Source organism: Marinobacter sp. NP-4(2019) (assembly GCF_003994855.1).
GTDB lineage: Bacteria > Pseudomonadota > Gammaproteobacteria > Pseudomonadales > Oleiphilaceae > Marinobacter.
This window is the reverse complement of sequence record NZ_CP034142.1, coordinates 3,824,494-3,837,320: the sequence shown is the minus strand read 5'-3', so window position 1 is coordinate 3,837,320 and position 12,827 is coordinate 3,824,494. Positions and strand designations below refer to the sequence as shown.

Below are 12,827 nucleotides of genomic sequence, written 5' to 3'. Positions count from 1 at the left end.
TGTTATGAAGTCGGGTCAATGACCACGCCCCAGGGGTAGCGGCCTACCTTGATGGATTTGATCACCTTCAGGTCCTCCACGTCGATGACCGACACATCGCCGGACACACCGTTAGTGGTATAGAGGTGTTTTTCGTCCTTGTCGAGATCCAGTTGCCAGACCCGGCTGCCCACCAACAGGTAATCCAGTACCTCGTAGGTCTGGGCGTCCACCACCGCTACGTGGTTGGAGGGCCCGAGAGCCACAAAGGCATACTTGCCGTCGGAGGTCAGTTCGATGCCTACGGGCTGGACACGATCCTGGTTGACGCCGGGTACCTTGAAGGACATTTCGTGGATCTGTTCCAGGTTATCAACATCGATGATGTGTACCGTGCCGCCGATTTCCGCAGAGGCCCAGGCAATCTTGCTGTCCTTACTGAATTCCACATGGCGGGGACGCTGGCCCACCACAATGTTTTTCTCGATCTCAAATGTGTCGGTATTGATCCAGTGCAACATGCTGGTGGTTTCGGAGGTGTTGACCGCCCACCTGCCGTCCGGACTCACGGCCATACCCTCCGGCTCGATGCCCACATCAATCTGGGCCAGAACGTCCTTGGTGTCCACATCCACCACCGTCACGATAGCGTCGTCCTCGTTGGCGATATACAGGTGTTTGTTGTTCGGATGGAGGGAAAATTGCTCCGGGTCTTCGCCAGAGGGCAGGGTGTCGATGATCTTGCGGGTAGCCAGATCCAGCACCTGCACGGTGTCGTCATCACTGGCGCAGATATACAGCTTGGTGTAATCCTTGGACAGCAGGATACCCCGTGGCCGCTGGCCTACATCAATGGTTTCGACCACGGCGCGGGTTTCGGTATCGATGATTGAGATGGTGTCATCCTTTTCGTTGGACACATAGGCCAGACTCGCGAGTGCCGGTGTTGACAGGCCGATCATGGCGGCCAGGGCGGTGTGCTTGAACAGAGATTTCATGGTGTAACTCCTTCTTGTTTTCGATGGACTGACGTCAAAGCCATCAGCCGTTAATCCGACATTCGCTCTCTGGCCTGTCGAACCCGAGCGTGTCCATTTCAGTATTGGGGTGCAAAAAGCCTTCAAACGGTGCCCGTGCTACCAAACCCCGGGGATGCACAAGGGGAATCGGCTGTCGCAACTGGCCGTTCCAGTCACGGTAAGTAAGCTTGCGGCCCTTGAACGCTGCCAGCTGGAATTTTTCACTGAACAGGAAATCGCGGATCTCGCCGGGGTTTGCGGTACCAAGGTCGGTCACCGCAGTGCCAATGGAGCGAATGGCAGCCCAGGCGGCATAGTCTTCGCTGTTCATGTCCCGGCCGGCGAGGTCGCGAAAGCGGTTCTGCAGCTGCGCCGCGCCCCAGCTTTCCACCACCCGGTGCCAGGTCACCGGCGACATGCCCTGGGTACCGACGACCGGGCGTGGCAGCCAGGTGTTGAATGGCACGTACTCACCGAAATCGCCTCGCACATCGGCCACCACCACGGCATCGTAATCGCTGGCCTGGGTAAACAATGGCAGCTCCTTCGAGGCGGTTCGCCGCAAATCGGCGTCAAAGGTCCAGGGTTTGTCCTCGACAATTTGCAGACCAAAGCGCTTGGCCGAGCGACGGAACGCATCGGCCCAGCCCTTGTCGGCCTCGGTGGGACCGGTAATCAGAAACACCTCATTCCAGCGCCGCTGGTTCAGCCACTGGCCGAGAGCGTCAGTGAGCATGCCGTAGCTGGGCATGGTGTGCAGAAGGCTGGTGTGGCACTGCCCGGTGCGCAGGGCGTCGTCCTTGGCACCGGCGTTGAAAACCAGGATGTTGTCACCGCCCTTGTCCAGGATGGTTTTCAGGGTCTGTGCCGGCGCATTCACGACGAACAACTCCATGCCGTTTTTGCGCATGGCTTCGAAGGCTGCAACGGCGGCGTCTTCGGAATCCGCAACTTTGCTCTGAAGTGAATAGGTCTGCCCCAGAAACTTGCCGGTGGTGCTGTTATCGGCGATGGCCAGTTCGGCGCCCCGCAGACCGGCATCTTCCGGCTCCGGAATCACGTTGGAAAGCACCGGCCCCTGATCCGGAACCCACTGCAGGTAGCCGATGTGTACATCGAGGGACTCGGCCTGCAGTGGGGCTGCACCAACGACGGTGATCAGTATTGCAGCAGCTGTCCGGGATAAAAGAGACATGGGATTCTCCGGTTTGTTGTTGTGCTTCCAGCTTAGAGAAGGGAAAAAGCCCCGGAAATATTCAGAAAGTAGGAAAGTGGCGGTACTAAAGAACTATTCCGGTAAAAACTGGCCGCTTTAGCATGGGGAGAGAGGGGCCCTGGAACTGAAACGGACCACAATAATGACTGTATACCGGAAGATTTCCCTGTTGATGCTGGCGGTTTTTCTCGTGATTTACCTGTTCGGTGCGCTGCTCTATGCCCGGCAGGCCCGGCACGATGTCGAGCGTGAACTGGATGGTGTCGCAGGGCTGGCGCAGAGTCTGGGTGTCCCGGCAAGCCTGCCGGCGTCGCTGGTTGAGAGTGTGCGCCACCTCCGGCCTGCCAGTGAGCCTGGTACGGGATACGGTGCCCGGGTTCCTGACTGGTTCTCGGACATGATTGCGGGACAATCGGTGCGCCCGGTCCTCAATGGCTGGCAGATCGATCCATCGGATGAAGTCGAGGAAATCTGGGAAGGTTTCCTGCTGATTTCGGGCTCTTATGCGATCGGTATGGCCCTGTGCTTCCTCGCGCTGTTTGTCATGGTCCGGCGTGGCATGCGGACGCTCTCCAGCCTTTCCGGGGCCATGGAAGCGGTGTCCGAAGGTCATCTTACCTCCCGGCTGCCGCGACAGGGGGAGCAGGAACTGGATTCGCTGGTGTGCCGGTTCAATTCCATGGCCGCTGCCCTGGAATCGGAGCAGCAGACGGTCAGTCGCCTGGTGAATGAATTGTTGCAGTTACAGGACAGGGAGCGGGAACACATTGCCCGGGTCCTGCACGATGACCTCGGCCAGTACCTCACCGGCATCCGCGCCCAGTCCCGCAGCCTGCTCTACGACCCGGAGCTGAATGAGCGGCAAAAACAGCAGGCCCGGGACCTGGCCGAACACTGCGAAACCATCCAGAAACATTTCCGCCACCTGCTACAGGATCTGCACCCGCTGGTCATGGAACAGCTGGGCCTGGGCAGTGCGATCCGGCACCTGAGCGAGCAATGGCAGCAACTCAGTGGACTGGACTGCCACCTGGCCATGGATGAGCGCCTGCCGGAGTTTACCGGTGAGCAGCAAACCCATCTGTACCGCTTCCTTCAGGAAGCTCTGAATAATATTTCCCGCCATGCCCATGCTTCCTGCGCCACTTTGGCGGTCGCACGGAATGACAATGAGCTGAGTATTGAAGTGCGTGATGATGGTGTCGGTAATGACCATTTACCCGATAACGCTGGCCTCGGGGTGCGCTCCATGCGTGAGCGAGCGCGCTGTCTCGGTGGTGAAGCGCAGTTTTTGAGCCGTAGGGGGGAGGGAACCCGCATCCGGCTCGCGGTGCCACTTGCCCGGCGCTATCCAACAACCGGAGGTGTCCTGTGAAACTGATGATTGTGGACGACCATCAGGTGGTCCGGCAGGGGATAGCCAATCTCCTGCGCTCAATGCTACCGGCAGTGGCCATCACCGAAATCGATAACGGCCAGGACGCGGTGGCCCGGTACGGGGAATTGCGCCCGGATGTGGTGTTGCTGGATATGGGGTTGCCCGATATTTCCGGACTGGAGGTGGGACGGCGACTCCGACAACGCTGGCGTGGCGCAGCAATCCTGTTTTTTACCATGCACGATGAACTGCCCATGGTGCGGCAGGCCTTGGACGTTGGCGGTCTGGGGTTTGTATCCAAAAGTTGCGCTCCCGAAGAGCTGGCGGAAGCGGTGAAGCGGGTGGCGTCCGGGCAGCCCTATATCGAACATCCAATTGCAACCCGGCTGGCGATGAATCAGGAGCGGCCGATAGATTTCCGGTTGAAGGAAATGACCCAGCGGGAAATGGAAGTGCTGCTGATGTATGCCCGTGGCGAGAGTATTTCGGGTATCGCCGAGCGATTGTGCGTGAGTAGCAAGACGGTTTCCAATCACCTGGCGGGCCTGAAAAGCAAACTGCAGGTCTCTTCGTCTGTTGAACTGATTCACCTGGCGGTGGATGCGGGCTTGATTCGCTATGGCCAGCTTGAGGAAGCAAGGCGGGTCTGAGCCCGCCCCGGATTACCAGTCAAAGGGGCACGCGGTGCAGCCCTCCATGTAGGTTCCCTCGAAGGTGGCGTAATGAATGCGCGTGCCGGTCAGGTTGGCATTGGCAAGATTGGCCAGCCCCATTTTGGCTTCCTGCAGATTGGCACCTTTCATATTAGCGCCTGCCAGGTTTGCCTTTGGCAGCCAGGAAATCTCGAAACTGCTGTACGGCATATTGGCGTTTTCAAGGGTTGCCCCGGAGAACCGGGAGAAATCGAAATTGGCTCCGGTCAGGTCAGCCCCGGTGAAATCCGCACCCTGGGCGAACAGATATTCTCCCTGCATTCCCTGCAGACTCGCATTTCTGAGTGTGGCGCCCCGCATGCTGGCCCGGTAAACCTGAAGTCGATATCCGGTGACATTATCCAGGTTCGCTCCGTCGAGGTTGGCACCTCGAAGGCTGGTGTGACTGAGGTTGGCGCCGGACAGGTTGGCCCCCCGGAAGTTGGCGGAACGGAGATCCATATTGGACAGATCGGCCCCCTGAAGGTCTGTGCCTGCACAGCTTGTGTCGCGTTCCAGTTTACAACCGTTGATGACCGGTGCCTGATCCAGATCGGCCATGTAATCGCCGGCCAGCGTCGGTGTAAAAAACAGTAAAAGTGAGGCGGTAATAACAGGTCTCATGATGTCACTCCCGGGTCGGAGTTGGAAAAAGGGGCCTGGCAAATTGCCAGGCCCAGGCCGGAGGAAGGCTAGCGGGAGGCCTGTGCCCAGGAGGGCATCTTGAAGACCCAGAACGAGCCACCTTGCGAGATGGGCTTGGTCAGTTCTGCCATGTCGCCGCCCCACAGTGGCACCGCGCCACCGTAGCCGGAGGCCACACCGATATACTGCTCACCATCCATTTCCCAGGTGATTGGCGACGAGATGATTCCCGAACCGGTCTGGAACTTCCAGAGCTCTTCACCGGTTTCAGCATCGAAAGCCTTCAGGAAGCCGTCGCCGGTGCCGGTAAAGACCAGCCCACCCTTGGTGGTAAGAACGCCGGCCCACAAAGGCATATTCTCCTTGTGCTCCCATTCGACTTCGCCGGTAAGCGGGTTCATGGCCCGCAGGATACCCACGTGGTCATCATACATACGCTTGATGCGGAACCCCTGACCAAGGTAGGCCGCGCCCTTTTTGTAAGTCACTTCCTCGGTCCAGTAGTCCTCTTTCCAGTGGTTGGCCGGCACATAGAACAGCCCGGTGTCCTGGCTGTAGGCCATCGGGTTCCAGTTCTTGCCGCCGAGGAAGGGGGGAGACACCTCAATGGATTCACCGCGAGTTTCACCTTTGGCAACGGGTGGCGGGCGTTGGCCTTTCACTTCGATCGGGCGGCCATCCTTGCCAATACCTTTCGCCCAGGTGATGTTGTCCACAAATGGGAAGCCTTTCTTGAATTCACCGTTCTCACGGTCAACCACATAGAAGAAACCGTTGCGATCGGCATGGGCTGTCGCCTTCACGGTTTCCCCGTTTTCGTCGTATTCGAACAGCACCAGCTCGTTATTGCCGGAGAAATCCCAGGCGTCGTTGGGTGTGTGCTGGTAGAACCATTTCACCTCGCCGGTGGTCGGATCAACGCCCACTTGGCCGGAGGTATAGAGGTTATCGTAATCCGCGGGATCGCCGCCGGGTGCGGTGCGTTTCCAGGTATTCCAGGGCGCCGGGTTGCCCGCACCAATAATAATGGTGTTGGTTTCCGCATCGAAACTGGCACTTTGCCAGGGGGCGCCACCGCCGTGGCTCCAGGCTTCCACCTTGCCGGTTTCGGTGTTGGAGTCATCCGGCCAGCTCGGAGCGCGAGGGTCGCCGGTTGGTGTGCTCTTTTTACCGTTGAGGCGACCGTAGTGACCTTCCACAAACGGGCGCATCCAGATTTCCTTGCCGGTGTCCGGGTCACGGGCAAACAGTTTACCTACCACACCGAACTCATCGCCGGATGAACCGTGGATCAGCAGGACTTTGCCTGTTTTCTGGTCTTTCACCAGAGTAGGTGCGCCGGTCATGGTGTAGCCCGCCTCATGGTCAGCGAACTTTTCCCGCCAGGCAACCTTACCGGTGTCCTTGTTCAGGGCAACGATGCCCGCGTCCAGCGTGCCGAAGAAGACCTTGTCGCCGAAGATGGCGGCGCCCCGGTTAACGACGTCGCAGCACGGACGGATGCCCTCCGGCAGTCGATGGTTGTATTCCCAGATTTTCTCCCCGGTTTTGGCATCCAGTGCGTAGAGTCGGGAGTAAGATCCGGTGATGTAGATAACACCATCGTGGACCAGCGCCTGTGATTCCTGGCCCCGTTGTTTTTCATCGCCGAATGAAAACGACCAGGCCGGCACCAGGCGCTCGACATTGTCGCGATTAATGGTCGTCATCGGACTGTAGCGCTGAGCTTTGGGACCGATGCCATAGCCCAGCACGTCTTCGGTGGTTTCGGCATCATTTGCAATGTCCTGCCAGGTTACGTCTTTGGCGTGACCGTAGGTTGCCATGCCAGCAGTTGAGCTCAGCATAAGCGCGAGCCCAATGCCTCGTAGTAATGGGTGTTTGCGTGTGGTGACGTTCATAACTATTCCCCTTGGTTTTTGTTGTGGCCAACGTCTTTCTCGTGGCGTCGACGCTCAGAGTATTAGCCTTGGTCCGCGAGGGGAGCGACGGAAATAGTCATTCGGAAAGCGGGAAAATGCCGATAAAAAACGGGAAAAATTCCCGATCGTGCTGTTTGTGTCTGAGAATCGGACAGTTTTCCGGTGTGGTGTGCCATTCTCGTGCTTTGGCCTTCGCTCTCACCACCTACTACCAAGGAACTAGACCAAAAACCCCAAAGTGGCATTCGGATTCAACGTCGGGATTTCTAGACTGGAAGTCAGCAAGTTGGCATCTGATAAATCCAATAGCCAACGCACGGGGAATCAAAACAGAGGTAGCAACAATGGCAACTTCCTTTTCACTCAAAACGCTCCTGGCGGCCACTCTTGTGGGCTTCACCGGTCTGGTCATGGCCCATGGCAACGTAACGCCGCAGGAGGTGGATACCGGTAATCTGCCCGAGCTGGGAGATGAGGTGCGCACGGAAAATCCCTTTCGGGAGGGTAATGAACACGGGGATTTCAATGCCCAGGCTGTCGAGGTGGGAGAGAGCGCTTACGCGGGCAACTGTGCCGGCTGCCACGGCATCCGTGCCATGTCTGGCGGTCTGACGCCGGACCTTCGGGAACTGACCGAGTGGGATGATGAGTACTACGTCACCCGTGTGCTCAATGGCACCGATCGCGGTATGCCTGCCTGGAAGAAGACGCTGGACCAGAACGCCATATGGGCCATACGGACCTATGTGGAGTCCCTGCCCAAGCCGGAATAATGGCCGCGACTGATCCGAATTGAAGCCTGTTTGCGGGCCGGCCCTGTGCCGGCCTGACGTCGTTGGGGGAAAGCAATGAAAATACTGTCTCGTATCCTCGCATTGTTGTTGCTGTGTCAACTGGGGGTTGCCCAGGAAGTGGACGACGGTGACCCGTTACTGAACCGACCGGCGGACCGGACCTACGACATTATTCTGGAGTCCGGTTATCTCAAGGTCGGAGTTTATGAGAATTTCCCGCCCTATTCGTACCAGGTGGATGGCGAGCCCCGGGGCATCGATATCGAGATTGGCAAGCGGATTGCCGAGGCAATGGGCGTGGAGTTCAGGGTGCACTGGATTGTACCCGATGAAAACCTCGGCGATGACTTGCGGAATAATGTCTGGAAAGGGCACTACCTGGCCAAGCGTCGTTTGGCCGACGTGATGATGCGAGTGCCTTATGACAAGAAGTACGCCTACATGCAGGATTCGACCGGGGAATACATCAACGAGCAGGTGGTGTTGTTCGGTCCCTATCAGCAGGAAACCTGGCAGATCGCTTTCAATCCGGAAAAACTGGACGCCGTCGATACCGTGGCCGTGTTTCAGTACCACCCCATTGGCGTGGAAATCGATACCTTGCCGGATTTTTACCTGAGTTCTGGTCTGCGTGGACGGTTGCGGAATCAGGTCCGCCACTACGTCAACGTACGTGAGGCCTTTGAGGCGATGCGCAACGGTGAGGTGAGTGCCGTTATGGGGATGCGTGCAGAGATTGACCATGAACTGAGCCGCCCCGAGAACCGGGGTTTCCGGCTCGCTGGCAATGGCTTTCCCGGCATCGGCAAGCAGGTCTGGGATGTGGGCATGGCCATCAAACATACCCATCGGCAATTGGGTTATGCCCTGGAAGCGATCATTGGTGATCTGGTCAAGTCCGGTGACCTGCAGTCCCTGTTTGCCCAACTGGATCTTCGCTACAGCGTGCCTCAGTACTATCGGGAGTTCCTCAGTGAGGAGGCGCTGGCAAAAGCTGCAGGTCAACTTTGATGTTTCTCCCCGCATAAGAGGTTCCGTTGATGACAGGTGGAACGACGCCCGCGAAGTCCTCGCGGGCGTCGTTTTTTGGGAAGTAGTAGTACCAAGTGATGAGAAAACCTGTTCCGGGGGGTAATTGTTGGTTTTTCCCCTAAAGCGAAGAATCTCTTTAGAGGCGGGAAAAGTTCCCGGTTCGCCCTGAAACGGAAACAAGAGAACCGAAAACAAGAGAATTGGAGAGCGCAACCATGAGAACGAACAAGTTCGGGATTCGCATTGCTACCAGCGCCCTGGCGCTGGCGGTGTCGTACGGCGCCCATGCGGTGACCGACAAAGACATCATGAATGACCATAAGACCCCGAGGACGTCGTCAGTTACGGCATGGGAACCCAGGGGCAGCGTTACAGTATTCTGGAAGACCTCAACACCAGCAACGTTCAGCATCTGCAGCCAGCCTGGGCGTTCTCTTTCGGCAGCGAGAAAATGCGCGGCCAGGAATCCCAGCCACTGATCAAGGATGGGGTGATGTATGTCAGCGCGTCCTATTCCCGTGTCTACGCCATCGATGCGCGTACCGGTGAAGAAATCTGGCAGTATGACGCCCGCCTGCCGGACGGCATCATGCCCTGCTGTGACGTGGTAAACCGGGGTGTCGCCCTGTACGACGACAAGGTGATCTTCGGTACTCTGGACGCCAAGCTGGTAGCCCTGAACAAGGACACCGGCAAGCCGATGTGGATCAAGAAGGTGGCCGATTACCAGGCAGGTTACGCGATTACCGCGGCACCGATTGTGGTCAAGGGCAAGGTAATCACCGGTGTATCTGGCGGTGAATTCGGTATTGTTGGCAAGGTTGAAGCCTACGACGCCAACACCGGTGACCTGGTCTGGACCCGTCCCACCGTGGAAGGCCACATGGGCTACGTTTATAAGGACGGCAAGAAAATCGAGAATGGTATTTCCGGTGGCAAGGCGGGTGTCACCTGGCCCGGCGATATGTGGAAGAACGGCGGTGCCGCCACCTGGCTCGGTGGTACCTATGATCCGGACACCGATTCGCTGTTCTTCGGCACCGGTAACCCCGCGCCATGGAACTCGCATCTGCGCCCGGGTGACAACCTGTTCTCCTCTTCACGGCTCGCTATCGATCCGGACGACGGCAGCATCAAGTGGCACTTCCAGACCACGCCCCACGATGGCTGGGATTACGATGGCGTCAATGAGCTGATTTCCTTCGATTACAAGGAAAAGGGCAAAACCGTTAAAGCGGCTGCCACGGCAGACCGTAACGGTTTCTTCTACGTCCTGAACCGTGAAAATGGTGACTTTATCCGCGGCTTCCCGTTCGTGGACAAGATTACCTGGGCTGAGGGTCTGGATCCCAAGACCGGTCGCCCCATCTATACCAAGGGTGGACGTCCGGGTGACCCTACAGAAACTGACGGTGGCAAGGGTGAGATGGTAGTAGCCCAGCCGGCCTTCCTCGGTGGCAAGAACTGGATGCCCATGGCCTACAGTCAGGATACCGAGCTGTTCTATGTGCCTTCCAATGAATGGTCCATGGACATCTGGAACGAGCCGGTCTCCTACAAAAAAGGTGCGGCCTTCCTGGGCGCCGGCTTCACCATCAAACCAGCCAACGACGACTACATCGGCGTGCTGCGTGCGATAGATCCGAAAACCGGCAAGGAAGTCTGGCGTTATGAGAACACCGCGCCGTTGTGGGGTGGTGTCATGACCACCGCCGGCAACCTGGTGTTCACCGGAACACCTGAGGGCTACTTGAAGGCATTTGACGCCAAGACCGGCGAAGAGCTCTACCGCTTCAATACCGGTTCCGGTGTCGTCGGTACGCCGGTGACCTGGACCATGGACGGCGAGCAGTACGTCTCCGTGGCGTCCGGCTGGGGTGGTGCGGTGCCGCTCTGGGGTGGTGAAGTGGCCAAGGTGGTCAAGGACTTCAACCAGGGCGGTATGGTCTGGACCTTCAAGCTGCCGAAGGATCGGGTTGCCAGTAATTAATTATTATCTGACAGCAACTTATCATTGGTTGAAAAGAGGGTTGCCTTCGGGCAACCCTCTTTTTTTGGTGTATCAGGTTTGACGCGTAGCGCCTGTACTTACATCACAGCCTGCGTCTCACTCCGGTTAGACCACCACACCAGTGCGAGAGCGGGCACAATCAGCACCGCGCTGATCATTGTCAATTCCAGGTTGGTAAAGGGTACCGGACCACCTCCGGGGATTGCCAACAGCATACCGCCTGCAATCAACGCCAGACGTATGGGCCACTGGAGCACCCGATAAAGCGACAGGTTGCCAACGCCCAACAGGTAACCCTGCATGCCGCCTGCAATCAATGCGACACCAACAACAGCCTGGGACAGTACCACCAGAATCTCATTCCAGGTTCCCTGGAGTATCAGCGCCGGGTTCAACACGAACAGGAACGGAATGAAGTAAATCACGCTACCCAGCTTCATAGCCTGGAAGCCGGTTTCCATCGCCCGCGCACCTGCCACCGAAGCAGCGGCAAAGGCGCCCAGGGCCACCGGCGGAGTGATGAAGCTCAGCATGCCCCAGTACAGGATGAACAGGTGGACTGCCAGTGGATCCATACCGCCACCGTTGATCAACGCCGGAGCCAGGGCCACCGCCAGGAAAATATAGGCCGCCGTGACGGTCATTCCGATACCCAGAATGAAGCTGGTCGCCGCCCCCATAAGCAGCAGCACCAGGGTGTTGCCACCGGCCAGGAAAATCAGGTCGTTGGCGATGGTGCCCGACATACCGGTTACCGACAACGCCCCAACCAGCAAACCGACACCCGTCAGAATCGCGATGAGCTCTGCGAACAGCTTGCCGGCACTGGAAAAGAAGTTTTTTACCTCCTTCCAGCTCCAGCGCTGGTATGGCAGCACCTGGTTGATCACCAGCAGTAAGGCCGTGGCGTAGAAAGGCGCAGTTGCCTCCCGCCGCAGGAAAAACAGCAGCCAGATCAGTAGCACGAAGACGAAAATGAAGTACCAGCCTTCTTTCAGGGTCTGGCGGAGGGAAGGCAGCTCATCCGCTGGCAGGCCTTTGAGGTCGTGGCGAGCAGCGTAGGCATCAATCTGGATAAACAGCCCCATGAAATACAGGAACGAAGGAACCACCGCCGCCAACGCAATGGTACCGTAAGGAATATTCAGGAAGCTGGCCATGATAAATGCTGTTGCCCCCATAACCGGCGGCATCAGCACACCCCCGGTAGAGGCACAGGCTTCGACACCAGCCGCGTAGGAACGCCCGAAACCAACCCGTCGCATGGCGGGGATGGACAGCACGCCGGTGGTAAGCACGTTGGTGATCACACTGCCGCTCATGGAGCCCATCAGACCGCTGGAGAAGACCGCAACCTTGGCCGGGCCGCCCCGGACATGCCCCAGCAGGGCAAAGGCCAGGTTGATAAAGAACTTGCCTCCACCGGTCTGCTGCAAGGCCACGCCGAACAACAGAAAGCCGATAACCAGGTTGGCAAACGCCTGCAGCGGGATACCCATAACGCTTTCACGGCTCATGGCGTGATAGATGGCGGTTTGGGAGGGCGAGGATGGAAAACCCTGAATCGGCCCCGGCATCACATCGGCGAATATCGGATACAGACTTGCAAGCCCGACAATGATGCCGATCGGCCAGCCACCGGCCCGCCGAGCTGCTTCAAAAATCACGCCCCACAACAGGAAGCTCATCACTATGGCGTGATCTGGTGCTGCGTACTCCCAGCCACTGTCCAGAATCCGTTCCGCGTTAACCACGAAGAAGCCGCACACTGCCGCCGAAAACAGGAACAGCACTACATCGTACCAGGGCACTGTCGAGTGTGAGGCCCTGCTTGCGGCTGGCCAGAGTACAAAAACCAGTGGCAGCATCAACGCTACCACGGTATAGAAGAACTGGCTTTCCACCGCCGTGACAATGGTGAACAGGCCAAGGTTAAACAGGTAATCGATCGCCAGCAGGGTCAGCGCCAGGGTCGCCACGCGGGGCACCCAGAGCCAGAATCCCTCCAATTGACGGATACCGGATATTTTACCCGTATTTACGGTTTTTTCCTGAGGCAGGCTCATGTGATCATCGGCTCCGGAGCATTAAGGAGAAGAATGGAAAGCGCCGGGGCACCGTTGACTTCTCGGCAAAGGA

At 57.9% G+C, this 12,827-nt stretch carries 9 protein-coding genes and 1 pseudogene; 5 read left to right on the top strand and 5 right to left on the bottom strand.

Annotated elements, in window-relative coordinates:
• Positions 1–2 precede the first annotated feature (2 nt).
• Together EHN06_RS17485 and EHN06_RS17480 are read right to left on the bottom strand one after the other, a co-directional pair.
• Positions 3–977, bottom strand: a complete 975-nt coding sequence (locus EHN06_RS17485; RefSeq protein ID WP_127333786.1) for a YVTN family beta-propeller repeat protein — start codon at positions 975–977, stop codon at positions 3–5.
• 43 nt (positions 978–1,020) lie between these two features.
• Complete coding sequence (locus EHN06_RS17480) at positions 1,021–2,193, bottom strand: ABC transporter substrate-binding protein (RefSeq protein WP_127333785.1); 1,173 nt, start codon at positions 2,191–2,193, stop codon at positions 1,021–1,023.
• Between the two features lie 163 nt (positions 2,194–2,356).
• On the opposite strand from EHN06_RS17480, the gene EHN06_RS17475 reads away from it, so the two are divergent.
• Together EHN06_RS17475 and EHN06_RS17470 are read left to right on the top strand one after the other, a co-directional pair.
• Entirely contained in the window at positions 2,357–3,589 is a 1,233-nt protein-coding gene (locus EHN06_RS17475) for an ATP-binding protein (RefSeq protein ID WP_127333784.1), read from the top strand.
• Positions 3,586–4,242 (top strand): response regulator transcription factor, encoded by a 657-nt coding sequence (locus tag EHN06_RS17470; protein ID WP_127333783.1) that lies wholly within the window; start codon positions 3,586–3,588, stop codon positions 4,240–4,242. The genes EHN06_RS17475 and EHN06_RS17470 overlap by 4 nt, the downstream gene beginning before the upstream one ends.
• 12 nt (positions 4,243–4,254) lie before the next feature.
• Here the strand turns inward: EHN06_RS17470 and EHN06_RS17465 are convergent, their stop codons facing one another.
• Entirely contained in the window at positions 4,255–4,908 is a 654-nt protein-coding gene (locus EHN06_RS17465; RefSeq protein WP_127333782.1) for a pentapeptide repeat-containing protein, read from the bottom strand.
• Between the two features lie 68 nt (positions 4,909–4,976).
• Positions 4,977–6,830: a methanol/ethanol family PQQ-dependent dehydrogenase gene (locus EHN06_RS17460; protein WP_206075680.1), complete on the bottom strand. Its 1,854-nt coding sequence runs from the start codon at positions 6,828–6,830 to the stop codon at positions 4,977–4,979.
• A 365-nt stretch (positions 6,831–7,195) separates the two neighbouring features.
• Here EHN06_RS17460 and pedF point away from each other — a divergent pair, with 365 nt between their 5' ends.
• From pedF to EHN06_RS17445, 3 genes and pseudogenes are all read left to right on the top strand, one after another.
• On the top strand, positions 7,196–7,624 hold the full coding sequence (pedF, locus tag EHN06_RS17455; RefSeq protein ID WP_127333781.1) for a cytochrome c-550 PedF: 429 nt from the start codon (positions 7,196–7,198) through the stop codon (positions 7,622–7,624).
• A gap of 75 nt (positions 7,625–7,699) precedes the next feature.
• Positions 7,700–8,656: a substrate-binding periplasmic protein gene (locus EHN06_RS17450; RefSeq protein ID WP_127333780.1), complete on the top strand. Its 957-nt coding sequence runs from the start codon at positions 7,700–7,702 to the stop codon at positions 8,654–8,656.
• A gap of 236 nt (positions 8,657–8,892) precedes the next feature.
• Positions 8,893–10,667 (top strand): annotated as a pseudogene (locus tag EHN06_RS17445) (PQQ-dependent methanol/ethanol family dehydrogenase).
• Positions 10,668–10,765: 98 nt separating this feature from the next.
• On the opposite strand, the gene EHN06_RS17440 reads toward EHN06_RS17445, so the two are convergent.
• A complete protein-coding gene (locus EHN06_RS17440; RefSeq protein WP_127333779.1) occupies positions 10,766–12,754 on the bottom strand; it encodes a TRAP transporter permease in 1,989 nt (662 codons plus the stop codon).
• Positions 12,755–12,827: the final 73 nt, after the last annotated feature.

Coding starts and splice junctions, on each gene's coding strand:
- EHN06_RS17485 (WP_127333786.1), bottom strand. CDS start 977: ATGAAATCTCTGTTCAAGCACACCGCCCTGGCCGCCATGATCGGCCTG.
- EHN06_RS17480 (WP_127333785.1), bottom strand. CDS start 2,193: ATGTCTCTTTTATCCCGGACAGCTGCTGCAATACTGATCACCGTCGTT.
- EHN06_RS17475 (WP_127333784.1), top strand. CDS start 2,357: ATGACTGTATACCGGAAGATTTCCCTGTTGATGCTGGCGGTTTTTCTC.
- EHN06_RS17465 (WP_127333782.1), bottom strand. CDS start 4,908: ATGAGACCTGTTATTACCGCCTCACTTTTACTGTTTTTTACACCGACG.
- EHN06_RS17460 (WP_206075680.1), bottom strand. CDS start 6,830: ATGAACGTCACCACACGCAAACACCCATTACTACGAGGCATTGGGCTC.
- pedF (WP_127333781.1), top strand. CDS start 7,196: ATGGCAACTTCCTTTTCACTCAAAACGCTCCTGGCGGCCACTCTTGTG.
- EHN06_RS17450 (WP_127333780.1), top strand. CDS start 7,700: ATGAAAATACTGTCTCGTATCCTCGCATTGTTGTTGCTGTGTCAACTG.
- EHN06_RS17440 (WP_127333779.1), bottom strand. CDS start 12,754: ATGAGCCTGCCTCAGGAAAAAACCGTAAATACGGGTAAAATATCCGGT.